This is a genomic window from Rahnella sp. PAMC25617 (assembly GCF_050606005.1).
Classification (GTDB): domain Bacteria; phylum Pseudomonadota; class Gammaproteobacteria; order Enterobacterales; family Enterobacteriaceae; genus Rahnella; species Rahnella variigena.
The window spans coordinates 661,389-685,254 of the sequence record NZ_JBOCUM010000006.1 but is presented as its reverse complement, the minus strand read 5'-3'; the positions used below and the strand labels follow the sequence as shown (position 1 = coordinate 685,254).

The 23,866-nt window shown below is 52.0% G+C and carries 24 protein-coding genes; 7 read left to right on the top strand and 17 right to left on the bottom strand.

What is annotated here, in order from left to right; translation table 11 throughout:
- Positions 1-33 precede the first annotated feature (33 nt).
- The 6 genes from ACM615_RS09260 (at position 34) to tatA (ending at position 5,288) form a co-directional block, all read left to right on the top strand.
- Complete coding sequence (locus ACM615_RS09260; protein ID WP_129638365.1) at positions 34-996, top strand: nitrate ABC transporter substrate-binding protein; 963 nt, start codon at positions 34-36, stop codon at positions 994-996.
- 37 nt (positions 997-1,033) lie between these two features.
- The gene (locus tag ACM615_RS09255; protein WP_113876065.1) at positions 1,034-1,828 is read left to right on the top strand and encodes a deaminated glutathione amidase; all 795 of its coding nucleotides are present in this window, start codon (positions 1,034-1,036) and stop codon (positions 1,826-1,828) included.
- Positions 1,829-2,062: 234 nt separating this feature from the next.
- Positions 2,063-2,971 (top strand): ABC transporter substrate-binding protein, encoded by a 909-nt coding sequence (locus ACM615_RS09250; protein WP_431011793.1) that lies wholly within the window; start codon positions 2,063-2,065, stop codon positions 2,969-2,971.
- A complete protein-coding gene (locus ACM615_RS09245) occupies positions 2,968-3,951 on the top strand; it encodes an amino acid ABC transporter permease (protein WP_113876063.1) in 984 nt (327 codons plus the stop codon). Before ACM615_RS09250 ends, ACM615_RS09245 begins: the two co-directional genes overlap by 4 nt.
- Positions 3,948-4,745: an amino acid ABC transporter ATP-binding protein gene (locus tag ACM615_RS09240; protein WP_132965142.1), complete on the top strand. Its 798-nt coding sequence runs from the start codon at positions 3,948-3,950 to the stop codon at positions 4,743-4,745. Before ACM615_RS09245 ends, ACM615_RS09240 begins: the two co-directional genes overlap by 4 nt.
- Before the next feature lie 336 nt (positions 4,746-5,081).
- A complete protein-coding gene (gene tatA, locus ACM615_RS09235; protein ID WP_112287626.1) occupies positions 5,082-5,288 on the top strand; it encodes a Sec-independent protein translocase subunit TatA in 207 nt (68 codons plus the stop codon).
- 121 nt (positions 5,289-5,409) lie between these two features.
- Here tatA and lipA read toward each other — a convergent pair whose 3' ends face one another.
- The 13 genes from lipA to leuS form a co-directional block, all read right to left on the bottom strand.
- The gene (gene lipA / locus ACM615_RS09230; protein ID WP_095921145.1) at positions 5,410-6,375 is read right to left on the bottom strand and encodes a lipoyl synthase; all 966 of its coding nucleotides are present in this window, start codon (positions 6,373-6,375) and stop codon (positions 5,410-5,412) included.
- 335 nt (positions 6,376-6,710) lie between these two features.
- Positions 6,711-7,394: a lipoyl(octanoyl) transferase LipB gene (gene lipB / locus ACM615_RS09225; RefSeq protein WP_112287627.1), complete on the bottom strand. Its 684-nt coding sequence runs from the start codon at positions 7,392-7,394 to the stop codon at positions 6,711-6,713.
- Between the two features lie 76 nt (positions 7,395-7,470).
- Entirely contained in the window at positions 7,471-7,734 is a 264-nt protein-coding gene (ybeD, locus tag ACM615_RS09220) for a DUF493 family protein YbeD (RefSeq protein WP_013576500.1), read from the bottom strand.
- 124 nt (positions 7,735-7,858) lie between these two features.
- A complete protein-coding gene (gene dacA, locus ACM615_RS09215; protein ID WP_112287628.1) occupies positions 7,859-9,067 on the bottom strand; it encodes a D-alanyl-D-alanine carboxypeptidase DacA in 1,209 nt (402 codons plus the stop codon).
- A 172-nt stretch (positions 9,068-9,239) separates the two neighbouring features.
- Complete coding sequence (rlpA, locus tag ACM615_RS09210; RefSeq protein ID WP_431011792.1) at positions 9,240-10,391, bottom strand: endolytic peptidoglycan transglycosylase RlpA; 1,152 nt, start codon at positions 10,389-10,391, stop codon at positions 9,240-9,242.
- A gap of 9 nt (positions 10,392-10,400) precedes the next feature.
- Positions 10,401-11,513 (bottom strand): peptidoglycan glycosyltransferase MrdB, encoded by a 1,113-nt coding sequence (gene mrdB, locus ACM615_RS09205; RefSeq protein WP_112287630.1) that lies wholly within the window; start codon positions 11,511-11,513, stop codon positions 10,401-10,403.
- Between the two features lie 6 nt (positions 11,514-11,519).
- Positions 11,520-13,424 (bottom strand): peptidoglycan DD-transpeptidase MrdA, encoded by a 1,905-nt coding sequence (gene mrdA, locus ACM615_RS09200; RefSeq protein WP_113876061.1) that lies wholly within the window; start codon positions 13,422-13,424, stop codon positions 11,520-11,522.
- Positions 13,425-13,462: 38 nt separating this feature from the next.
- Positions 13,463-13,933 carry a 23S rRNA (pseudouridine(1915)-N(3))-methyltransferase RlmH gene (rlmH, locus tag ACM615_RS09195; RefSeq protein WP_112287631.1) on the bottom strand — a complete coding sequence of 157 codons (471 nt, stop codon included), beginning with the start codon at positions 13,931-13,933 and terminating at the stop codon, positions 13,463-13,465.
- Between the two features lie 3 nt (positions 13,934-13,936).
- Positions 13,937-14,254 (bottom strand): ribosome silencing factor, encoded by a 318-nt coding sequence (rsfS, locus tag ACM615_RS09190; protein ID WP_015698163.1) that lies wholly within the window; start codon positions 14,252-14,254, stop codon positions 13,937-13,939.
- Between the two features lie 206 nt (positions 14,255-14,460).
- Positions 14,461-15,141, bottom strand: coding sequence for a nicotinate-nucleotide adenylyltransferase (gene nadD / locus ACM615_RS09185; RefSeq protein WP_113876060.1), 681 nt, complete (start codon positions 15,139-15,141; stop codon positions 14,461-14,463).
- Between the two features lie 15 nt (positions 15,142-15,156).
- Entirely contained in the window at positions 15,157-16,197 is a 1,041-nt protein-coding gene (gene holA / locus ACM615_RS09180; protein WP_113876059.1) for a DNA polymerase III subunit delta, read from the bottom strand.
- Entirely contained in the window at positions 16,194-16,832 is a 639-nt protein-coding gene (lptE, locus tag ACM615_RS09175) for an LPS assembly lipoprotein LptE (protein WP_165929019.1), read from the bottom strand. Before lptE ends, holA begins: the two co-directional genes overlap by 4 nt.
- Positions 16,833-16,846: 14 nt before the next feature.
- Positions 16,847-19,429, bottom strand: a complete 2,583-nt coding sequence (gene leuS, locus ACM615_RS09170) for a leucine--tRNA ligase (protein WP_431011791.1) — start codon at positions 19,427-19,429, stop codon at positions 16,847-16,849.
- A 268-nt stretch (positions 19,430-19,697) separates the two neighbouring features.
- On the opposite strand from leuS, the gene ACM615_RS09165 reads away from it, so the two are divergent.
- Complete coding sequence (locus ACM615_RS09165; RefSeq protein WP_112287636.1) at positions 19,698-20,201, top strand: zinc ribbon-containing protein; 504 nt, start codon at positions 19,698-19,700, stop codon at positions 20,199-20,201.
- Positions 20,202-20,263: 62 nt separating this feature from the next.
- Here the strand turns inward: ACM615_RS09165 and ACM615_RS09160 are convergent, their stop codons facing one another.
- From ACM615_RS09160 to ACM615_RS09145, 4 genes are all read right to left on the bottom strand, one after another.
- Positions 20,264-20,989, bottom strand: coding sequence for an amino acid ABC transporter ATP-binding protein (locus tag ACM615_RS09160; protein WP_095921160.1), 726 nt, complete (start codon positions 20,987-20,989; stop codon positions 20,264-20,266).
- Positions 20,986-21,663, bottom strand: coding sequence for a glutamate/aspartate ABC transporter permease GltK (gene gltK, locus ACM615_RS09155; RefSeq protein WP_013576487.1), 678 nt, complete (start codon positions 21,661-21,663; stop codon positions 20,986-20,988). The genes ACM615_RS09160 and gltK overlap by 4 nt, the downstream gene beginning before the upstream one ends.
- Before the next feature lie 2 nt (positions 21,664-21,665).
- Positions 21,666-22,406: an amino acid ABC transporter permease gene (locus ACM615_RS09150; RefSeq protein WP_112287638.1), complete on the bottom strand. Its 741-nt coding sequence runs from the start codon at positions 22,404-22,406 to the stop codon at positions 21,666-21,668.
- 189 nt (positions 22,407-22,595) lie between these two features.
- The gene (locus tag ACM615_RS09145; protein WP_112287639.1) at positions 22,596-23,492 is read right to left on the bottom strand and encodes an amino acid ABC transporter substrate-binding protein; all 897 of its coding nucleotides are present in this window, start codon (positions 23,490-23,492) and stop codon (positions 22,596-22,598) included.
- Positions 23,493-23,866: the final 374 nt, after the last annotated feature.

The following is a 23,866-nucleotide window of genomic DNA, read 5'->3' as shown; positions in this document are numbered from 1 at the left end:
ATATCAACCATGCTGACACTTAAGGGGACAGATGTGACGATTACCATCAGGCTGGCAGTTCGTGACTGGGATTATTTTACGCCGCTGGCGTTGGGCGACCTCAAACCGGAAGGCTTTAATCTTGAAATCGATCGCGTGGGTACGCTGGTCGATAATCTGGGCAGCAGCGATAAATACGATGCGGGCGAAGTCTCTTTCAGCCGCTACGCACAAGGGCGTGCGCGGGGCGAATCCGATTTGCTGGCGATACCGCATTTCCTGATGCGCGGTTTCCGCCAGCGTTGCATCATCACCCGCGAAGACAGCCCGCTGACCGAACTTTCTCAGCTGGCAGGCAAACGTATCGGACTGACCGGCTGGCAGGATTCCGGCAACACCTGGACCCGCACGTTGCTGGCGCTGGAAGGCGTGGGCATTGAAGATGCGAACTGGTATGTCGGTCGTCTGACCGAAGCGCATCCGGTTGTGGATCGTCTGGCAGGTTTTGGTCGTGAAGGCCGTATTGAAGCGGTGCCGGAAGAGCGTCCGATGATGGAGTTGTTGCAGGAAGGCTGGCTGGACGCGATTTTCACGCCCTTCATGCCTGACGGTTTCTTCAAACCTGACTCCGGTTTCCGTCAGTTCCAGCCGGATTTCCGTGCCGCCGAACTGGCCTATTTTAACCGCGTCGGTTATATCCCTGGCATTCACCTGCTGGCGATCAAACCTGCACTGGCCGAGGAACACCCGTGGTTACCGCAGGCACTGAGCGAAATTATCGACCGTTCTTATCAGGTCTGGATGGATAAGCGTGCTAAATATGCCGATACCACACCGTGGTTGCTGGACGATTTACGTCGTACGGTCATCGATTTACCTGCGGACTGGAATGCAAACGGTTACGCGGCCAATGAGAAAATGATCGACGATTTTGCTCATGAATTACATGCGCAGGGGCTGACGGCTAAACGCCTGACGCCGCAGGAGTTGTTCCCGCAATTTGCTAATACTATCTAACCACTTGCCTGAATTCTCAGGCGACAGGGGAGTAAAGATGAAAGTTGCATTAGGTCAGTTTGCCGTTTCCCGTGAATGGGAAGCGAACGTCGAAACCTGCCTTTCGCTGATGGCGAAATCGCTGGAAGCGGGTGCGGATTTGCTGGTATTGCCGGAAGGCATTCTGGCGCGCGACATCACCGATCCGGATCTGGTTTTGAAAGCGGCACAGCCTCTGGATGGCCCGTTTGTCAGCCAGCTGGTCGCCGCCAGCCGGGGCAATCAGATGACCACCATGATGAGCGTGCACACGCCCGCACCGGACGGTCGTGCCTATAACGTGCTGATTTCCATCCGTAATGGCGAAATTATCTCTGAATACCAGAAGCTGCATCTTTATGATGCCTTTTCTTCACAGGAATCGAAAAACGTTACGGCTGGCGATGAAGTGCCGCCGCTGGTCAATGTCGCCGGTTTTAACATCGGCCTGATGACCTGTTATGACGTGCGTTTCCCGGAACTGGCGCGGCGTCTGGTGCTGGATGGCGCAGACGTGCTGGTTCTGCCTGCCGCGTGGGTGAAAGGCCCGCTGAAAGAAATGCATTGGGAAGTGCTTGTCACGGCGCGTGCACTGGAAAACACCACTTATATGGTGGCAGTGGGCGAGTGTGGCGAGCGTAATATCGGCAACAGTATGGTGGTCGATCCGCTGGGTGTGGCCATTGCCCGCGCAGCAGAAGCCCCGGCGCTGGTGTTTGCCGAACTGGATAAAGATCGTCTGGCACATGCCCGCAAGGTGTTACCGGTGCTGGCAAACCGCCGCTTTGGTTTACCGCAATTGCGTCAGGACTGATTTCGCTGCCGGTCCTCAACGGCGGCCACTGATTTCATGCAGTACCGCGCCCTCACCAGGGAATGCGTTTGTTTTATAAATAAAAGGCTAAAGCTGTTTTTAATAGCCATAGAAAAAACCATAGAAAAAGCTTCGAAAAGAAGCATCCGGAATCCCGCCACGGAAGGCACTCACTATAAATACACAACATTCATAAACTCACAGACCGACTTTTTCGACAGAGGAAATAAGAGAATGATGGCAAAAAAATTACGTCAGGCTGCTGTTCTGACTGCTGCATTACTTTCCGTATCTTCCATGAATGCCCTGGCTGCTGAAAATGTGACCATCCCGACGCAGACAATGGATCCGGCGATCCACGCTAAATTACCTGCGGATATTCAAAAGTCAGGCGTGATGACGTCGGTGAACAACGGGTCATTCCCTCCGTATGAAATCGTCACCGGCGCAAACGGTCTGGACGGTGCAAGCGCCGATCTGGCACACGCGCTGGCCGAAGTGTTAGGTGTGAAAATTGAACATGCTTCCGTGAGCGGTTTATCTGGCATCCTCAGCGGTATGGCGGCTGGTCGTTACCAGATGGGCATCGGCCCGATTGGTGATTATCCGGATCGTCAGGCGAAAAATGATTTCATCGATTTTGTGAAAGAATACGTGGTGTTCGGCGTACGCAAAGGTAATCCGGAAAAGATCACTTCTCTCGATGATACCTGCGGTAAACGCATCGCTGTCATGGCGGGCGGGTCTGCTGAACAGGTTATCCGCAAGCAATCGGATGTGTGTGTCAAAGACGGTAAACCGACAGTCACGGTGCAATCTTTCAGCGATCAGCCGACGTCAATTTTGGCTGTGCGCTCAAACCGTTCCGACGCGTTCTTCTCTTCTCAGGCTCCGCTGACCTATTTCGTGGAAAAAGCCAACGGCCAGCTTGAGCTGACCGGCACCGGTAAATCCAACGGATTTGGCGATATCTTCCAGGGCACGGTGGTGGCAAAAGATTCCCCAGTGCGTGATGCGATCCTTGCCGGTTATCAGAAATTGTTCGATAACGGCACCTACGCCATCATCATGAAAAAATGGGGGCTGGAAGGCAATATGATCCCAGCACCGGGCATCAACCTGGCAAAGGCGCAGGCTAAATGACTGATAAAACGTATAGTTCAACGCCGGCAGTCAAGGACGACTATACGCAGGATCCACGACGTAACGTTGAGTTTTCCCATGCACCGCGAAACTACGGTCGCTGGATTGCCTGGATAGTGGTGCTGCTGATTGCCGCGGATGTTCTCTGGGCTGTCTCTCACAATCCCAATTTCGAATGGCATGTGGTGGCGCAGTGGTTTACGGAAGGTACAGTCATCAAAGGCCTGGGCGTCACGCTTGGCCTTACCGTGGTCTCAATGGTGCTCGGTGTTTTCATCGGCCTGATGCTGGCGATTGCCCGATTGTCCGACAGCATGCTGCTGCGAAGATTAGCAGGATTGTACATCTGGTTCTTCCGCGGTACGCCGCTGCTGGTGCAATTGCTGTTCTGGTACAACATGTCGACGCTGTTCCCTCGGGTGGTGCTCGGTATCCCGTTTGGTCCGCAATATTTGAGCTGGAATACCAATGATCTGATCACGCCGCTGACGGCAGCGATTGCCGGTCTGGCGCTGAACGAAGCGGCGTATATGGCCGAAATCATCCGCGCCGGTTTGTTATCGGTGGATAACGGTCAGGCGGAAACTGCGCAGGCGTTCGGCATGAGCCGTGGTCGCGCGCTTCGCCGGATCATCATTCCGCAGGCGATGCGTTCGATTATCCCTCCGACCGGTAATCAGCTGATCAGCATGATTAAAGCGACGTCGCTGGTCAGCGTTATTGCTATGGGCGACCTGCTGTATTCGGTGCAAACCATTTATAACCGCACCTTTGAAGTGGTACCGATGCTGATGGTGGCGGTGATCTGGTATCTGTTTATCACGTCATTACTCAATCTCGGACAGTCGGCGATAGAACGCTATTATTCCCGGGGTACGCGCCGGACGTTGCCTAATGCGAAGCGACGTCAGGGTAATGCGGAAGAAAAAACCGCGCCGATCATTAACTCGCCGGGTCTGGCCCGAAAGGAGGACTTATGAGTCAACTATTATCCGACGCACAGTCATCCGAACCGGCATCACTGGTGACAGCCCGTAACGTACATAAAAGTTACGGTGATAATGAAGTGCTGAAAGGCATTGATCTGGATGTGAAACCCAGCGAAGTGGTGGTGATCCTCGGGCCGTCAGGCTCAGGTAAATCGACATTCCTGCGCTGTATTAATCATCTGGAAGATATCGATCGCGGTTCTATTATGATGGGCGGTGAGCAAATCGGTTATGAGCTGCGCGGCGATCGTTTGCATAAATTGCCTGAACGGGCGATTGCGCGCCAGCGCCGGGATATCGGCATGGTGTTTCAGCAATTCAATCTTTATCCGCATATGACCGTGCTGCAAAACATTATTGAAGCCCCGGTCGGCGTGCATAAAGAAAGCCGTCAGGACGCAGAGAAATATGCCCGTGAGTTGCTGCAAAAGGTCGGACTGAGCGATAAGGCCGATGCGTATCCGCGCCATCTTTCCGGCGGACAACAGCAGCGCGTCGCGATTGCCCGTGCGCTGGCAGTGAAACCTAAACTGATGTTGTTTGATGAACCCACTTCAGCGCTTGACCCTGAACTGGTGGGCGAGGTGCTTGCGACTATGCGCGATCTGGCGCAGCAGGGGCTGACCATGATTGTGGTCACCCATGAAATCGGTTTTGCGAAAGAAGCAGCTGACCGTGTGGTGTTTATGGATCGCGGAGTGGTGGTTGAGCAGGGCGCGGCAGATGAGGTGCTGGTGAATCCTCAGCATCCTCGCACGCAGGCATTCCTGAGCCGCTTCATCTGATAACAGCGGGCAGAACACGGGGAAGCGATATATTTACTCTGCTATCTCAACCCGGTTCCGCCCGTTTTTATTCGCCTCAAACACCACATGGTCGGGCGGGCTAATCGGGCGTGTAAAACGGGTCGAAATCAAAGACGAAGTGGTTTTGCTGTAAATAAAGACAGAATTACTTTATGAGCAGGCTATTCACGCTCATAATAGCTCACTATGGTCATAATGCGCACAGTTCTGGATCCGTTCTGTTACATTTTCGGGTTGTATTAACGTCGCGAATGGCCGTTAATAGCGACAAATTGTCACTGCTGTTTTCCAGCACTCAGTGTAAAGAAGGTATGTATGGAAGGTCTAAGTATTACTAAATTGTTGGTGGTCGGCGTGCTGATCGTTCTGTTGTTCGGTACCAGCAAACTGCGTTCTCTGGGCGGCGACCTGGGTGCAGCACTGCGTGGCTTCAAGAAAGCCATGAATGATGATCCGGCTCCGGCAGCTGCTGAAAAAACAGCAGAAGCTAAACCGGCTGAGCGCGTAGAGCACAAAGACTGAGTCTGACTCAATCACGTTTTCCGGGCATGAAAAAAGGTTGTTCTCACGAACAACCTTTTTTGTTTTCGGCGATAAGAAGTAACAAAATATTAAACGCAGTGCCGGAGCACCACGTCAGACTTTATTTAACTTCTAAGCCTTTGGCTTGCAGATCGGCGTGATAAGAAGAACGCACGAACGGACCGCAGGCTGCATGGGTGAAGCCCATTTCCATCGCCGCTTCTTTCATCTGGTCAAACTCTTCCGGGCTCACGTAACGCTGAACCGGCAAATGGTGACGGCTTGGCTGTAAGTACTGGCCGAGCGTCAGCATGGTCACACCGTGGCGACGCAGGTCGCGCATCACTTCGATGATTTCTTCGTTGGTTTCACCCAGACCGACCATCAGACCAGATTTGGTAGGGATTTCCGGGTGCGCTTCTTTAAAGCGTTGCAGCAGGGTCAGTGACCATTCGTAGTTCGCGCCAGGACGAACCTGACGGTAAACGCGTGGCACGTTTTCCAGATTGTGGTTAAACACATCCGGCGGGCTGGCGTTGAGAATGTCCAGTGCGCGATCCATACGGCCACGGAAATCCGGTACCAGCGTTTCGATTTTGATGGTCGGGTTTTTCGCGCGGATTGCCGTAATACAATCAGCAAAGTGCTGAGCACCGCCGTCGCGCAGATCATCACGGTCAACAGAGGTGATAACCACATAACGCAGACCCATATCCGAGATGGTTTGCGCCAGTTTTTCTGGCTCGTTGGTGTCTGGTGCGGTCGGACGACCATGTGCCACGTCGCAGAACGGGCAGCGACGGGTACAAATAGCGCCCAGGATCATGAAGGTCGCGGTGCCGTGGTTGAAGCATTCGGAAAGGTTAGGACAAGCCGCTTCTTCACAGACAGAATGCAGGCCGTTCTTGCGCAGCGCTGATTTAATGCCCTGAATTTTCGTTGAGTCGGCAGGTAATTTGATTTTCATCCATGCCGGCTTACGTAACATTTCCTGCCGGTCACTGACCACGGTTTTCACCGGGATTAACGCCATCTTGTCTGCATCGCGGTATTTGACGCCGCGTTCCATCTGAATCGGTTTACTCATAATCTCGCAGCTTCCAGGTTTGTCACTCGTTACCCGAGTTTTTTCAGGACATTCAATGAACTGGCTGATTCATCAAAAAAAGTAGAAATAATGCGGAAATTATATCATTGAAGCATCCCTGCGTTCAGCCCTTCGTCATGGCCTGAAGTGCTAAATGCTGCAATTATTTAACCTTAAACAAGAATAATTCTCGAAAAACCAACCCTGTAATGATTCCAGTGGATTGAAAATATTAGCTTTTTCCACAAACACCCCCTGCCGGAGAGAGGGTGTTAATGGTGTGTAAATATTTTTTCGCAGCAGGTTTTATGACGCAGTTTTTGAATCGATGAAAATCATTCCGCTGAAGAGGAATAGTGTTCGATCTGCCACGGCAGATAATCAACCTGCTGATAATCAAGGCGATGGTTAAAGGATTTCACCAGAACAGGCATGACCTGATCGACTGTTAATCCCGGCTTTTCCAGACTGGCCTGAGTCATTTCGAGACCGGCATATCCGCAGGGATTGATCCGGTGGAACGGCTCCAGATCCATATCAATATTCAGCGCCAGACCGTGTAACGAACAGCCTTTGCGAATGCGCAGACCAAGCGAACAAATCTTCTTGCCATCGACATAGACACCCGGCGCGTCGGCACGCGGATAAGCGTCGATAGAGAAATGCGCCAGCGTATCCACCACCGTTTGTTCGATAGCTGTGACCAGCTGACGGACGCCGAGCTTTTTGCGCTTGAGATCCACCATCACGTACATCACCTGCTGACCGGGACCGTGATACGTCACCTGACCGCCGCGATCACTCTGGATAACCGGAATATCGCCGGGCATCAGAACATGTTCAGCTTTGCCTGCCTGACCCTGCGTAAAGACACGCGGATGCTGAACCAGCCAGATCTCGTCAAGCGAGTCAGCGTTACGGTGTTCAGTGAAGTGGTGCATGGCCAGAGAAACGGGCTCATAAGGCTGAAGGCCAAGCTGGCGCAGTACGATACGTTCTTGCGGGTTATGTGGTTGCACGGCAGTTATCGTCAGTCAGGGAAGGGGAGAACGCGCGACAGTGTTGTGGCTCCCGCGCGTATCGGTCAGAAAGGGCTTACAGCACCATGCGGACAATTTCGATATTGCCCAGCTCATCGTACAGGGTCTCTACCTGATCGATGTGGGTGGCAGTGATCGTAATAGAAACGGAGTGATAATTCCCTTTACTGCTCGGTTTTACCTGAGGATTGTAGTCACCAGGCGCATGGCGTTGCACGACTTCCACAACCTGGTCCACCAGCTCGGGTTGTGCCAGGCCCATTACTTTGTAAGTAAAGGGACAAGGGAATTCGAGCAGTTCGTTCAGTTTGGTTTTCATGTGCACTCCAGCGTGTTGTACAGCGTATTAAGTTTTGTCTCTGAAAGTATAACTCCCGCCGTAGCGGGAGCCATAATCTATACCGGTTATATGGGGATTGTTGCAAACTTTTTCAAGCAGCCACTTAACCGAACCAGTGGTGGAACATCAGTTTGATGTAATCCACGATGCGACCAAAGAAGCCGCCTTCTTTCACTTCGTTCATCACCACCAGAGGACGCTCATCAATGGTTTTACCATCAAGCTGGAAGTTGATTGAGCCAACCACCTGATTTTTCTGCAACGGCGCGTGCAGTTCAGGAGTGTTCAGCACGTAGCTGGCTTTCAGATCTTTCATACGTCCACGTGGGATGGTCAGGTATGCATCTTTTTCGACACCCAGCGCCACACGGTCGGTATCGCCAAACCAGACTGGCTCAGAGGCAAACTCTTTCCCGGCTTTCAGCGGAGAAACCGTTTCGAAGAAGCGGAAGCCCCAGGTCAGCAGCTTTTTACTTTCAACTTCACGACCTTTATAGGTGTGACCGCCCATGACGGCAGAGATCAGACGCATCTGGCCTTCAGTTGCAGAAGCCACCAGGTTGTAACCTGCTGAATCTGTGTGACCGGTTTTAATGCCGTCAACATTCAGACTGTTATCCCACAGCAAACCGTTACGGTTCATCTGGCGGATATTGTTGAAGGTGAATTCTTTCTCTTTATAGGTGGCGTATTCTTCCGGCACATCACGGATCAGCGCCTGACCAATCAGCGCCATATCACGGGCGGAGCTGTACTGACCGGCGGCATCAAGACCATGAACGGTACCGAAATGGGTATTTTTCAGACCCAGCGCGTTCACGTAGTTGTTCATGATGGCGACGAAAGCGTCCTGGCTGCCGGCGACATGGTCGGCCATCGCCACACAGGCGTCGTTACCTGATTGCAGGATAATCCCGCGGTTCAGTTCAGAAACCGGCACGCGATCGCCTGGTTTTAAGAACATCAGGGAAGAACCTTTGAACACCGGATTGCCGGTTGCCCAGGCGTCCTGACCGACGGTCACGATATCAGTTGGGGAGATTTTGCCGGCTTTGATGGACTGACCAATCACATAACTGGTCATCATTTTTGTCAGGCTGGCAGGGTCGCGGCGTGCGTCGGCATTCATTTCTGCCAAAACTTTACCGGAGTTGTAGTCGATCAGGACATAGGCTTCAGCATCAATTTGCGGAACGCCAGGGATCATTGTTTTTAAATTAACATCGTCGGCATAGGCGGACGCTGCACTTAAAGTGATTACGGTGCCAAATGCGAGGCTTTTGACTAAACGTGAAGTATTTACAAGTTTCATGATCGGGACAACAACATCCGTGGGAGTAAGTGATAAACGTGCGCCACTATAGCAGAAGAGTCATAAGTCAGACATCTTCGATTACCGGCGCTTACTGATTTTTACTTATAAGACAGAGCCCTTATAAGACAGAGCACTGATAAAAACGGGGCCGCAGCCCCGTATTTCTAAATTACATACTGGCAGTGACGAAAGACTGCTGCTGGGCTTCGCTGGCCAGTCGCTGTTTCAGCTGTTCGGCCTGCTGGCGGGTGCTGAACGGACCAAGCTGCACGCGATAGGTGCTGCCATTGGCCTGTACTTTACCGGGTACAGAGAAACGCTGGCTGAGGCTTTTTTGCCACAGTTGCGCATTCTGAGGATTACTCAGTGCGCCAACCTGCACCATAAATCCCGAGGAAGGAACGGCAGTGGTATGCGCAGGCGCTGCGGAAGCCGCAGTTGCTGCAACCGGCGCGGCACTGGCGACAGCAACCGGTGCTGCCACCGGTTCGCTGCCTTCTAACACCCCCTGACGCAGAGGTGTTGGCGCACTCAGAAATCCGCCGCCGCTGCTGTTACCGGACATCGTGGTCGCTGCTGGCGCAGAGGCTACGGCGGTGTTGTTATCTTCGTCATTGGTTAATGGCGCAGCATTCTGATTACTTAGGGTGCTGTTGCTGATCGGACGCACATCTGAGGTATCGACCGGTTGAGTGCTCAGCGTCGGCGTGCCCATGCTGCTGGCACCTAAACTTGGACGTGACGGCAGGGCGTAAGATTGTTTAGCGACAGTCGTACCAATCGTACCCGGTCCGGACAATGTGCCGTCTTGCGCCACATTGATGAAGTCGATACGGACTTTAGTGCTGTTGGTCAGATTCAGGCGATCTGCGGCCGCCTGTGACAGGTCAATTATTTTGCCCGGCACATAAGGACCACGGTCGTTAACACGCACAACCAGCATACGGCCTGTTGCCATGTTAGTGACGCGAACATAGCTTGGGATCGGCAGTGTCGGGTGCGCGGCGGTCATGGCACTCGGGTCGAATTCTTCACCGATTGCCGTGGTATTGCCGCCATTTTCCTGACCGTACCAGGCAGCCTGACCGACCTGAGAGAAGTTAGACGGGTCTTTGATGATCTTATAGGTTTTACCGTTGACGGTATAATCCTGCATCGTGCCCTGATTATAAGGTTCGTAACGCGGATCAGCCCCGCCGATTTCCACCACAGGGCCGTTATAGGCTTGTTGCGGTGCCGGTTGTTGTTGCTGGGTATCATCAGTGGCGCAACCACTTAACAGCAAACCGATAATGACAGCTCCAAGCCACTCCTTACGCATTGCTCACCTCTATAAATTTTTTGACAACATTTTTCGATGAGTATGTATCGACATGACGATACCAAACCCTGCCATTAGCACGATGAGTGCTGACCCGCCATAGCTGACCAGAGGCAAAGGTACCCCAACTACCGGGACAATACCACTGACCATGCCGATGTTAACAAAGACATAAACGAAGAGAATCAGCATCAGCCCGCCGGACATGACACGCCCGAAAGTTGTTTGCGCATTGGCGGCGATCACCAAACCACGCATGATCAGGCACAGGTACAGCCCCAGCAGCACCAGCACGCCAATCAGGCCCAGTTCTTCGGCCAGTACGGCAAAGATAAAGTCGGTGTGTCGTTCCGGCAAGAATTCCAGCTGTGACTGCGTACCGTGCAGCCAGCCTTTACCGGATAGTCCGCCCGAACCGATAGCAATTTTCGACTGAATAATATGATAGCCGGCTCCCAGCGGATCGCTTTCCGGATCGAGGAGCATCATCACGCGGTCACGCTGATAATCGTGCATCAGGAAGAACCACAAAATCGGGATAAACGCGGCAACCAGAATGGCGGCGACGGCGATCAGTTTCCAGCTCATACCGGAAAGAAACAGCACAAACAGACCTGAGGCGGCAATCAGAATCGAGGTGCCGAGATCGGGCTGCGCGGCCACCAGCAGGGTAGGGATAAAAATCAGCGCCAGTGCGATAGCGGTATTTTTCAGTGACGGCGGACAGACGTCGCGGTTGATAAAGCGCGCGACCATTAACGGCACGGCGATCTTCGCCAGTTCCGACGGCTGGAATTTGATAATCCCCAGATCCAGCCAGCGCTGTGCACCTTTACTGATACTGCCGAACGCATCTACCAGCACTAACAGGAAGACGCAGAAGATATAAAGATAGGGCGCCCAGCTTTCATAAACGCGCGGGGGAATTTGCGCCATGACCAGCATGATCACCAGACCCATCAGGATCTGGCCGATTTTACGTTCCATCATGCCCATATCCTGACCGCTGGCGCTCCACATGACAAACGCACTGTACGTCAGCAGCGCAAGTATGATCAGCAACATCGTCAGGTCGATATGCATTTTCGACCACAATGATCTTTTCTGTTGGTTCTCAGTCATTGACGGTTAATCACCTTCGGTTCCCGGCGGCGCTGGCGCGTCAGCCGGTAATTGTGTCGTATTGTCGCCCAGTAAAATATGGTCGAGTATCTGGCGGGAAATAGTCCCCACTGCCGGACCTGCACCGCCGTTCTCCAGCACCACGGCCACGGCCACAGTCGGTTTATCGTACGGTGCGAAAGAGGTCATCAGCTTATGGTCACGCAGATGCTCAGCGATTTTATGCGCATTATAGATTTCATTGGCTTTCAAACCGTAAACTTGTGCTGTCCCCGATTTGGCCGCTGCTTTGTAAGGCGCATCAGCAAAATATTTGCGCGCAGTCCCGTTTGGTCGGTTAGCTACGCCGTACATCCCGTCTTTGGCAATTTCCCAGTAGCCGGAATGGATATCACCAATTTGCGTGGTTTCCTGTTGCTTATAAGGCACGAGCTGCCCGTCAACTTTGGTACTCAGCAGTAAATGCGGCGTTTTGACATTGCCGTCATTAATCAGCGTGGTCATGGCCTTCATGATTTGGACCGGTGTTGCTGTCCAGTAGCCCTGACCGATACCGACCGGAATGGTGTCGCCCTGATACCACGGTTTTTTGAAGCGTTTAAACTTCCAGTCACGGTTTGGCATATTACCGCTGCGTTCTTCCGATAAATCGATGCCGCTGTAGTGTCCGTAACCAAATTTGCCCATCCACTCGGAAAGGCGGTCGATCCCCATATCATAAGCCACCTGATAGAAGAAGGTATCAGCCGATTCCTCAAGTGCTTTGGTGACATTCAGACGACCATGCCCCCAGTGTTTCCAGTCGCGATAACGCTTGTCTGAGCCCGGCAACTGCCACCAGCCCGGATCGAACAACGACGTGTTTTTAGTGATTACGCCCGAGGTCAGTGCTGAAACCGAAATGTACGGTTTCACGGTCGAGGCCGGCGGGTAAACACCTTGCGTGGTACGGTTAATCAGCGGTTTGTTCGGGTCGTTAAGAAGACCGCTGTAATCCTTGCTGGAGATGCCATCCACAAACAGGTTCGGATCATAACTTGGGTTAGATACCAGCGCGCGGATCGCGCCATCGCGTGGATCGGTCACCACCACGGCGGCGCGGCTGCCGGTCAGCAACACTTCAATGTATTGCTGCAAAGGCAGGTCGATGGTCAGGTAAATATCTTTCCCCGCCTGAGGCGGTTCTTCGTGAAGCTGGCGGATAACGCGGCCGCGGTTATTAACTTCTACCTCTTCGTAGCCGGTTTTACCGTGCAGGGTATCTTCGTAATAACGCTCAATGCCGAGCTTACCAATGTCGTGCGTCGCCGCGTAGTTGGCGAGAATACCGTCTTTATCCAGACGTTCTACGTCGCGGTCGTTAATTTTCGACACGTAGCCGATCACGTGCGTCAGTGCAGAGCCGTAAGGATAATAGCGACGCTGATAGCCTTTGACTTCAACGCCGGGGAAATGAAACTGGTTCACGGAGAAACGCGCGACCTGAACTTCGGTCAGGGCTGTTTTTACCGCTATTGAAGTGAAACGCCGCGAGCGCTGACGTTCTTTCTTGAAGTTTTCGATATCTTCATCGGTGAGATCAACAATCGGTCTGAGGCCTTCGAGCGTGGCCTGCAAATCGTCAACCTTTTCCGGCACCAGTTCCAGCTGATAAATCGTCCGGTTCAGCGCCAGCGGGGTGCCGTTGCGGTCATAGATAATCCCGCGGCTTGGCGCAATCGGCACCAGCTTGATGCGGTTATCGTTGGAACGGGTTTGGTAATCCTGAAACCGGACGATTTGCAGGTTATAGAGATTGAAGGCCAGGACACCGCTAAGTAGCAGAATGCCGATGAACGCCACCAGTGCACGGCGCACAAAGAGGGCTGATTCAGCCGTATAGTCGCGAAAAGGGTTACGATCTATTTTCATCCCACTACTTAATTCATGTTGCTGACATTCACCACCCGTTATTCGCGGTGGTATGGATGATTAGTGGTAATACTCCAGGCACGGTAAAGACTTTCCGCGACCAGAACCCGAACCAGCGGGTGAGGGAGTGTCAACGGAGAGAGCGACCAGCTCTGTTCCGCCGCCGCCTTGCAGGCCGGAGCTAATCCTTCCGGACCGCCGATCAGCAGGCTGACATTACGTCCGTCCTGTTTCCAGCGTTCCAGTTGCTGCGCCAGTTGCGGGGTTTCCCACGGTGTCCCTGGAATATCCAGCGTCACGATGCGATTCCCTTTTCCGACCGCGGCCAGCATCAGCTCGCCTTCTTTCTCAAGAATGCGTTTGATATCCGCGTTCTTCCCGCGCTTCCCTGCCGGAACCTCAGTCAGTTCAAACGGCATGTCTTTAGGAAAGCGGTGCAGATAATCGTTAAAACCGGTTTGTACCCAGTCAGGCATTTTAGTGCCGACGGCGACAAGTTGCAGCTTCACGCATCAGCCCCAGAGTTTCTCAAGCTCATACAACTGACGGCTTTCTTCCTGCATAACATGAACGATCACTTCGCCCAGATCGACAACGACCCAGTCAGCTTCGTTGATGCCTTTCACGCCCATCGCATCGAGACCGACGGCTTTGATTTCTTCAACCAAATGCCCGGCGATGGACATAACATGGCGGCTTGATGTGCCGGTACAAATAATCATGCAGTCAGTGATGCTTGATTTACCTTTAACATCAATGGCAATGATGTCTTGTGCTTTCAGGTCGTCGACTTTATCGACAACAAAATCTTGGAGCGCTTTACCTTGCAAAGGTTCCCCCTGGGGATGTTTGAAACAATTGACACCACAAGACGTTCGCCGGTGCGGCACCGAAGCGACAATCAGTCTCATGATGGATAAACATAGCGGTTATCAGGAAAACAGCCTAAAACGTTTAACAATCAATACATTGTATTGGTGAGTCACGTAGCGTTATCGAGAGCCGAAATTAAGCGGCGCAGTATAGCACGCGTTCGCTACTGGCGGTACAAGCCCTGCGATTCAATATAGTGCTCAACCGCTGCTGGCAGTAAATCTGAGCAATCTAGCCCCGCATGGCGCCGTTCCCGGATTTCTGTCGCTGAAATATCCAGCAGGGGCGTATTGGCCTGATAAATGAATCCGCAGGGTTTCTGTTTCAGCTTTTCAGCATCAGTCACCCGGTGGGCGTCATACCATTTCTGTAATTCTGGCGTATCGAGACGCTCTTTGTATCCCGGACGCGCCATCACCACCAGATGACAGAAATCCAGCAGTGACGCCCAGCGGTGCCATTTATGCAACGTCAGCAATGAATCCTGCCCAATGATAAACGCCAGCGGGCAATCATCGCCATGTTCTTTACGTAACGTTGCAAGTGTCTCGATGGTGTAGGAGGGCGTATCCACCATCAGTTCGCGGGGATCAACAGAAAACAGCGGATCGGCGGCGACGGCAAGCTCAACCATCTGCAGGCGTTGTTGCGCCGTGGCCTCGGGCTGCGGACGATGCGGCGGGACATTATTGGGCAGCAGGATAACCTGATCAAACCCGGCGATATTCGCCAGACTGGCCACCGGTTTCAGATGACCGTAATGGATCGGATCGAACGTGCCGCCAAAAAAGGCCAGCAACGGTGCTGGGCCGGAGGAAGAAGTAAGAGAGGTGTTACGCGGCATAACGGATACCTGACTTCAATACGAACCCAAACCAGCGAAATGGGTGGGTAATGGTTTTCCACATAATAGCATGGAGAGGCTTTCAAGCTCCGACCAGACTGACTGACCGTAATCTTGTTTTAGCGTAATCTCCATTTGAGTCAGTAAACGTACGGCCTGAGAAAGTTGCGCTAGCGATAAGCGTTGCAGCGCCTGTGTCACCAGTGCCCGGCGATTTTGCCAGACTTTTTGCTGATCAAACAATGTGCGGAGTGGCGTGTTATCCATTTTACGTTTCAGATTCAACAGCATCAGAAGTTCACGTTGCACGGTGCGCAGTAAAATAACCGGCTCGCTGTCTTCCTGTTGCAGCTGACGCAAAATGTGCCAGGCACGTTTACTTTTCCCCGCAAGCAGAGCATCCAGCCAGTGATATGGCGTAAAATGCGCAGCATCATTCACGGCTTCTTCCACGCGTGGCAGCGTGAGTTTACCATCCGGATAAAGCAGGGAGAGGCGCTCCAGAGACTGCGCTAACGCCAGAAGGTTGCCTTCATAACAGTAACACAAAAGCTGGTTGGCGGGCTCATCAAGCTCCAGAGATAACTCTTTCGCACGGCGTGAAACCCAGCGCGGCAACTGAGCCTGTTCGGGCGTCTGGCAACTGATGAAAACGCCTTTGTCACTCAGCGCTTTAAACCATGCACTGTTTTCCTGAGCTTTGGTCAGCTTAGTTCCGCGTAACAGCAGCAGGATGTCATCATGCAATAACGTCGTGAGCTTAAGGAGTTGTTCGGCAACCGGCGCTGTCGGACCATTTTCGGGCAGGATAAGCATCAGGGTCTGACGGCTGGCGAAAAGGCTGAGCGCCTGGCAGATGCTGAAGATTGATTCCCATTCAGTATGGTTATCGATGATAAAGGTGTAATGCTCTTCGAAATTAGCCAGCTGCGCCGCTTTGCGGATGCTGTCCTGACTTTCCTGCAGCAACAAAGGATCGTTGCCACATAACACATAACAAGCGCGCAGCCCCTCACGGAGCTGCGCGGCAAGTTGTTCCGGATAAACTCGGATCATTTTACAGACGTGCTGGACGACGTCGTTGGTGGTACCTCTTTGGTATCCTCAGACGACTTGCTGCCAGCGGATGTACTGGTAGAAATGACTTCTACCTCACGTCCGCCGACATCTTCAGCTTTATGCAGTTCAGACGCATGAACGGTCAGCAACTTACGGATCAGTTGCTGTGCAGCCTGCTGACGCATTTCATCGATAATGATGTCCTGCTCGTTATCTTTTGCCAGCGCCGTTAACGGGTTGTCAAAGAACGAACGGAACACTTTCACGTGGATTGGATAAATATCTTTACCCGGCATCAGTACGGTTGCACTCAGATTCATTTCCATCTGGTACTCAGCGGTTTTACCGTCCTGGAAGATCGACGCGGTACTTTGACCTACTGACTCTGCACCCACGCGCAGCGAAGGAATATCCTTACGCTGCTGTTTGGTTGGATCATCAACAATGGTCACATTGCTAAGACGCAGCTGAGTCCTGATATTACGAGTCATCGGACCATACGGATCCCCACTGTCTAAAACGATTGTTTGCAGTTCGTCGGGAACGTTGGTTTTTCCACGTAAATGGAATCCGCAACCTGCTGTCACCATAACTGCGGCGGTCAGCAGCAGTGTCACTAAGGGATGTCGCACAGATCCTCCTTGACTCAACCTACAACCAGGTTAAGAAGTTTGCCCGGGACGTAGATTACTTTGCGAACCGTAACCCCATCCAGATATTTTGCGACCAAATGCTCTTCTGCCGCACGCTCGCGCACTTGCTGCTCGGTAGCATCAGCGGCTACGGTGATTTTAGCACGCACTTTACCGTTCACCTGTACCACGACCAGCTTAGAGTCTTCAACCATTGCCTTTTCGTCAGCCTGTGGCCACGGCGCGGTATCGACATCGCCTTCACCTTTCAGTGACTGCCAGAGGGTGAAGCAAACGTGTGGAGTGAACGGATAAAGCATACGCACAACCGCCAGCAACGATTCCTGCAGCAACGCACGATCCTGTTCGGTCTCTTGCGGCGCACGCCCCAGCTTGTTCATCAGCTCCATCACGGCTGCAATAGCGGTGTTGAAGGTCTGACGACGGCCAATATCATCGGTCACTTTAGCGATCGTTTTGTGCAGGTCGCGACGCAGATCTTTTTGCGCTTCGTTCAGAGAAGCTGCGTCCAGATCAACGGTAGCGCCTTTTGCAGTGTGCTCGAAGGCCAGTTTCCAGACGCGTTTCAGGAAGCGGTTTGCCCCTTCAACGCCTGATTCCTGCCATTCCAGCGTCATTTCAGCCGGTGAAGCGAACATCATAAACAGACGCACAGTATCGGCGCCGTATTTATCTACCATGACCTGCGGGTCGATGCCGTTGTTTTTAGACTTGGACATCTTGCTCATGCCGGCATAAACCAGCTCGCGGCCCTGCGGATCAGTGGCTTTAGTAATGCGGCCTTTTTCGTCACGCTCAACCGTGGCATCTGTCGGAGAAACCCAGATACGTTCGCCGTTGCTGCCGGTGTGGTAGAAGGCGTCAGCCAGAACCATACCCTGACACAGCAGACGTTTTGCCGGTTCGTCAGAATCAACCAGACCTGCGTCACGCATCAGTTTGTGGAAGAAGCGGAAATACATCAGGTGCATGATGGCGTGTTCGATACCACCGACATACTGATCAACCGGCAGCCAGTAGTTGGCAGCAGCCGGATCCAGCATACCTTCGTCATATTGCGGGCAGGTGTAACGCGCGTAATACCAGGAAGATTCCATGAAGGTATCGAAGGTGTCGGTTTCACGCAGACCCGGGATACCGTTCACGGTGGTTTTCGCCCACTCAGGATCGGCTTTGATCGGGCTGGTGATGCCATCCATTACGACGTCTTCCGGCAGAATAACCGGCAGTTGATCTTCTGGTGTAGGAATAACGGTACCGTCTTCCAACGTGATCATCGGGATTGGTGCACCCCAGTAACGCTGACGGGAAACACCCCAGTCGCGCAGGCGGTAATTGACTTTGCGCTGACCTACGCCCTGAGCAACCAGTTTGTCGGCAATGGCATTAAAGCCGTCTTCGTGGCTCAGACCGTCAAATTCGCCTGAATTGAACAGCGTGCCTTTCTCTGTCATCGCTTCTGCGCTGACGTCAGGCTGGCTGCCATCAAGATTCAGGATAACCGGTTTAATTTGCAGGTCATATTTAGTGGCGAATTCCCAGTCACGCTGGTCGTGACCTGGAACGGCCATCACGGCGCCGGTGCCGTATTCCATCAGAACGAAGTTAGCGACCCAGATTGGCAGCTTTTCACCAGACAGCGGGTGAATAGCAAACAGACCGGTTGCCATGCCTTTTTTCTCCATTGTTGCCATTTCTGCTTCGGCAACTTTGGTATTGCGGCATTCATCGATGAAATCGGTCAGGGCAGGATTGTTTTGTGCACCCTGTTGCGCCAGCGGATGACCCGCAGCCACGGCGACATAAGTCGCGCCCATGAAGGTGTCCGGACGGGTGGTGTAAACCGTCACTTTTTCGTCGCTGTCTGCCACGTCAAAAGTGATTTCCACGCCTTCGGAACGGCCAATCCAGTTGCGCTGCATGGTCTTAACCTGCTCTGGCCAGCTTTCCAGCGTGTCCAGATCGTTAAGCAGCTGATCGGCGTAATCGGTGATTTTGATAAACCACTGAGGGATTTCTTTGCGTTCTACTTTGGTATCACAACGCCAGCAGCAGCCATCGATAACCTGTTCGTTCGCCAGAACAGTCAGGTCATGCGGGCACCAGTTCACCGCGGAGGTCTTCTTATAAACCATGCCTTTTTCATAGAGCTTGGTGAAGAACCATTGTTCCCAGCGATAATAATCCGGTTTGCAGGTCGCCACTTCGCGATCCCAGTCATAGCCGAAGCCCAGCAATTTAAGCTGGTTCTTCATGTATTCGATGTTTTCGTACGTCCACGGAGCAGGCGCAGTGTTGTTTTTCACCGCAGCACCTTCAGCAGGCAGGCCGAAAGCATCCCAGCCGATTGGCTGCAGAACGTTTTTGCCGAGCATACGCTGATAACGGGAAATCACGTCACCGATGGTGTAGTTGCGCACGTGTCCCATATGGAGACGACCCGACGGGTAAGGCAACATGGAGAGGCAGTAGTATTTCTCCTTGCCAGGCTGTTCGGTAACTTTGAAGGTTTGCTTCTCTTGCCAGTGAAGCTGAACGTGTGACTCGATGTCTTCTGGACGGTATTGCTCTTGCATGGCGGCCGGTGGTCCTGTGAGTGAAAACAGCTACGCCTGTAGCTCAAAAAGTTTTAATCAAAAGATCCGCATAGCATAGCTGATAAGCGGATGGTGCAACAACACCCAGCGAAGGCTAAAGGGGATTTCTGTCCGCTATTGGCGCAATATTCATAATCTGCGAGCCGGCACGACATAATCTGCGCAACGGATCAGGGATTTACGGCTAAAATAAAGTCAATGCGCTTTCGTCGGGCAAATGATCACGTCAGTTCAAGGAGAAGAAATTATGAGCAATATTACGCAATCTTACCGCCAGCTGGTGGCTTCACTCACTGAACGGTTAAAAAATGGGGAACGTGATATCAGCGCGCTGGTGCAGGATGCCCGTATTGAGCTGCAAAACGAAGGCAAACTGTCTGAAATCCAGATTGAACAGCTAACGTCAGCGGTAAGACGCGACCTGCATGAGTTTGCGCGCAGTTATTCTGAAAATCAGCAGGCAGTAGCAGAAGCTGAAGATGACGGCACGGACAGCGTATTTATGCGGGTGATTAAAGAAAGCCTGTGGAAAGAGCTGGCGGATATGACCGACAAAACCCAGCTGGAATGGAAAGAAGTGTTTAAAGATGTCAGCCATCACGGGATTTATCACAGTGGGGAAGTGGTCGGGCTGGGGAATCTGGTCTGTGAAAACTGTCATTTCAATTTAGCGGTGTATACGCCGGAAATTCTGAGCAAATGTCCTAAGTGCGGCCATACAGAGTTTACGCGCCGTCCGTTTGAGCCTTGATTATCAATAATCAGCCCCGCAAATGCGGGGCTGATTTGTTCCTGTTGCTGGAACTAGTCTGATCAGTGCAGGATTTTCGCTAGGAAGTCCCGCGCACGGTCTGATTCCGGATTATTGAAGAAATCGTCTTTATTACGATCTTCCACAATTTTACCTTCATCCATGAAAATCACGCGGTTAGCCACTTTACGGGCGAAGCCCATTTCGTGCGTGACCACCATCATCGTCATGCCTTCGTTTGCCAGTTCAACCATCACGTCCAGCACTTCGTTGATCATTTCCGGATCAAGCGCAGAAGTCGGTTCGTCAAACAACATGGCGATAGGATCCATACATAACGCACGGGCAATCGCCACACGCTGCTGCTGACCACCGGAAAGCTGACCCGGAAACTTATTGGCATGTGCGGATAAACCGACGCGATCCAGTAATTTCAGGCCTTTGTCTTTTGCTGCGGCTTTATCGCGTTTCAGGACCTTGACCTGTGCCAGCGTCAGGTTATCGATGATAGAAAGGTGCGGGAACAATTCAAAATGCTGGAACACCATGCCCACTTTGGCACGCAGTTGCGCCAGATTGGTTTTCTTATCATTCACTGGCGTGCCGTTAACCAGGATTTGGCCTTTCTGAACCGGCTCCAGACCGTTAACGGTTTTGATCAGCGTCGATTTACCTGAGCCGGAAGGCCCGCAAACCACCACAACTTCACCTTTTTTAACTTCGGTGCTGCAATCGGTAAGCACCTGAAAGTGCCCGTACCATTTAGAAACATTCTTCAGTGAAATCATGAAACGGTCCTTTTCTTCAAATAACGCACCAGCAAGGAAGCACAAAGGCTGATAACAAAGTAAATAAGTCCTGCAAACAGCACCATCTCAACCAGCGTACCGTCGCGGTCGCCAATGTTGGATGCACTGCGGAAGAAGTCCGCGAGGCCCAGAACGTACACCAGCGAAGTATCCTGGAATAATACGATCGCCTGTGTCAGCAGCAGCGGCACCATGGCGCGGAAAGCCTGCGGCAATATAACCAGCTTCATCGACTGCCACTGCGTCATACCCAGCGCCAGTGCGGCAGAAGACTGGCCGCGGGCGATACTGATAATGCCTGCGCGGATGATCTCGGAATAGTAGGCCGCTTCAAACAGCGCAAATGCCACCATCGCTGAAATCAGGCGGATATCAGTTTTCGGTGACAGCCCGAGCACTTTCTGTAAAAAGCCCGGCACAATCAGATAGAACCACAACAACACCATTACCAGCGGAACGGCACGGAACAGATTGACGTAGGCAGAAGCAAACCAGCTGATCGGTTTAAACGTCGATAAACGCATCACCGCCAGCAACGTGCCCCACAAAATACCGACCACAATCGCCAGTGACGTAATCTTCAGCGTAATGACCATGCCTTGCCACAGATAGGGCAGACCGGGACCAATAGAACTCCAGTCAAATTCATGCATGCTTATTTACCTCCCATGTTGCCCGGCAGGCGGACTTTCCGTTCTACAAAGTGCATCAGCAGCATGATGACGGCATTAATCAGAACATAAGCCAGGGTAATCGCAGTGAAAGACTCATACGCATGCGCGGAGTAATCCAGCAATTTACCGGCCTGTGCCGCCATATCGACCAGACCAATCGTCGAGGCGATGGCGGAGTTTTTAACAAGGTTGACCATCTCAGAAGTCATCGGCGGCACAATCACGCGATAAGCATTCGGCAAAAGCACATAACGGTAGGTTTGTGGCAGGGTCAGACCCATCGCCAGTCCCGCGTTGCGTTGCCCGCTTGGCAGTGACTGAATCGCAGCACGCACCTGCTCGCACACGCGGGCAGCGGTGAACAAACCGAGACAAATCACAGATGAGGTGAAGAATTGCACGTCCGGCGCCAGTTCAGATTTAAACCACATGCCGATATTTTCAGGCAGTAATTCAGGGACCACCAGATACCAGATGAAGAACTGAACGATCAATGGGACGTTACGGAATAACTCAACGTAACACGTACCAATGCCTGAGAGGACGCGATTGGGGACGGTACGTAAGATACCGAACAGAGAACCGACGAAGAAGGCGATGATCCATGCGCAAATTGACAGTGCGACAGTGACCTGAAATCCATTCCAAATCCAGCCCAGATAAGTGGTATTGCCGAAGGGCGCTTGTTGCAGAAAAATGCCCCAGTTCCAATCTATTGACATAAAAACTCCGTAACACGGGTAATGAATTACCCTCTGAGTGATGACGTAATTCCGCCTAAAGTGAATGGGAAGAAACGCGGGGTGGGGAACGACCACCCCGCATCTTTATCATCACAGGCTGGTGGGCCAGCCTTATATTTTAGTCACTTTTCACTCTTCTCTTGGTTATACCTGTCTGTCTGGTATTTCTTACAGCGCTTTATCGTTTGGCGCTTTGAACAGAGCTTTCATGTCGTCAGACAGTTCAAAGTTCATGTTCAGGTTTTTCGGAGGAATTGGTTTTTTGAACCAGGTTTCAAACCATTTAGTGGCTTCACCGGAGGTCTGCGCTTTCACGATGGTGTCATCAACCAGTTTTTTGAACTCCGCATCGTCTTTACGCATCATGCAGCCATAAGCTTCTTTGGACTGCGGGGTGCCGATGATTTCCCAGTTATCAGGTTTTTTGGCTTTAGCACGTTCACCGGCCAGCAGGGCATCGTCCATCATAAAGGCAACAGCACGGCCAGTTTCCAGCGTACGGAAGGAGTCACCGTGGTCTTTCGCGCTGATGATGCGCAGATCCAGTTTCTTCTCTTCGTTAAGCTTGTTGAGCAGCACTTCTGAGGTAGTACCGGAAGTCACCACTACAGTTTTGCCTTTCAGATCAGCAAAATCTTTAATGTCGGAGCCTTTTTTCACCAGCAGGCGGGTACCAATCACGAAGATGGTGTCAGAGAACGCGGCCTGTTGCTGACGTTCCAGATTGTTGGTGGTTGAACCGCACTCAAAATCGTAGGTCCCATTTTGCAACAGCGGGATACGGTTCTGGGAAGTGATCGGCATCATCTTGACTTGCAGGTTTGGCAGGTCGAGTTTTTTCTTCACGGCATCGACGATAGCGTCAGAGTAGTCCTGTGAATAACCCACGACTTTTTGTTCGTTATTGTAATAAGAGAAGGGCACTGAGGATTCGCGGTGACCCACAACGATAACGCCGTTGTCTTTAATTTTTTTCAGGGTACCGGTCAGTTCTTCTGCGTGAGCAAAGCTGCTTACGGTAACGCTTGCCAACAGTACTGATAATGCCAATTTGCGCAATTGCATGTCCAACTCCTTGCTGTCATTAGGGATCCAAACTCAGGGATCAGAAAGTACTAATGCCTCGTCATATGAAGCTAGAAAATAGCTGAATGTGAATATTATGAAACCATATTGTTTCTTTTTTGAGACGAGACGCGCACCAATTCGAAGCAATCAAATAGCTGTGCACTGAAAAAGTGCATGAGGATCAGCCTGTTTGTATCAAAATGATGCATCCCGTCGCAAAAAATCACTAAACAGATATCTTTCAATCAGATGTAGCAAGACTCGTGCCAGATAGCCCGATTTAACTTCATTAGCCGTCATTCCTGCAGCGCTAAATGCGGTAGTCTCAAAAATCGGCAGCAGGTAAAAGGGAGCGGGAAGAGCGGGGCAGA

Bases quoted from the DNA above. Each gene is read 5' to 3' on its own strand.
- ACM615_RS09240 (WP_132965142.1), top strand. From the start codon at position 3,948: ATGAGTCAACTATTATCCGACGCACAGTCATCCGAACCGGCATCACTG.
- dacA (WP_112287628.1), bottom strand. From the start codon at position 9,067: ATGAAACTTGTAAATACTTCACGTTTAGTCAAAAGCCTCGCATTTGGC.
- ACM615_RS09255 (WP_113876065.1), top strand. From the start codon at position 1,034: ATGAAAGTTGCATTAGGTCAGTTTGCCGTTTCCCGTGAATGGGAAGCG.
- mrdA (WP_113876061.1), bottom strand. From the start codon at position 13,424: ATGAAAATAGATCGTAACCCTTTTCGCGACTATACGGCTGAATCAGCC.
- ACM615_RS09150 (WP_112287638.1), bottom strand. From the start codon at position 22,406: ATGTCAATAGATTGGAACTGGGGCATTTTTCTGCAACAAGCGCCCTTC.
- leuS (WP_431011791.1), bottom strand. From the start codon at position 19,429: ATGCAAGAGCAATACCGTCCAGAAGACATCGAGTCACACGTTCAGCTT.
- nadD (WP_113876060.1), bottom strand. From the start codon at position 15,141: ATGCCGCGTAACACCTCTCTTACTTCTTCCTCCGGCCCAGCACCGTTG.
- ACM615_RS09160 (WP_095921160.1), bottom strand. From the start codon at position 20,989: ATGATTTCACTGAAGAATGTTTCTAAATGGTACGGGCACTTTCAGGTG.
- ybeD (WP_013576500.1), bottom strand. From the start codon at position 7,734: ATGAAAACCAAACTGAACGAACTGCTCGAATTCCCTTGTCCCTTTACT.
- ACM615_RS09165 (WP_112287636.1), top strand. From the start codon at position 19,698: ATGAGCAATATTACGCAATCTTACCGCCAGCTGGTGGCTTCACTCACT.
- rlpA (WP_431011792.1), bottom strand. From the start codon at position 10,391: ATGCGTAAGGAGTGGCTTGGAGCTGTCATTATCGGTTTGCTGTTAAGT.
- ACM615_RS09245 (WP_113876063.1), top strand. From the start codon at position 2,968: ATGACTGATAAAACGTATAGTTCAACGCCGGCAGTCAAGGACGACTAT.
- holA (WP_113876059.1), bottom strand. From the start codon at position 16,197: ATGATCCGAGTTTATCCGGAACAACTTGCCGCGCAGCTCCGTGAGGGG.
- tatA (WP_112287626.1), top strand. From the start codon at position 5,082: ATGGAAGGTCTAAGTATTACTAAATTGTTGGTGGTCGGCGTGCTGATC.
- mrdB (WP_112287630.1), bottom strand. From the start codon at position 11,513: ATGACTGAGAACCAACAGAAAAGATCATTGTGGTCGAAAATGCATATC.
- ACM615_RS09145 (WP_112287639.1), bottom strand. From the start codon at position 23,492: ATGCAATTGCGCAAATTGGCATTATCAGTACTGTTGGCAAGCGTTACC.
- gltK (WP_013576487.1), bottom strand. From the start codon at position 21,663: ATGCATGAATTTGACTGGAGTTCTATTGGTCCCGGTCTGCCCTATCTG.
- ACM615_RS09250 (WP_431011793.1), top strand. From the start codon at position 2,063: ATGATGGCAAAAAAATTACGTCAGGCTGCTGTTCTGACTGCTGCATTA.
- lipA (WP_095921145.1), bottom strand. From the start codon at position 6,375: ATGAGTAAACCGATTCAGATGGAACGCGGCGTCAAATACCGCGATGCA.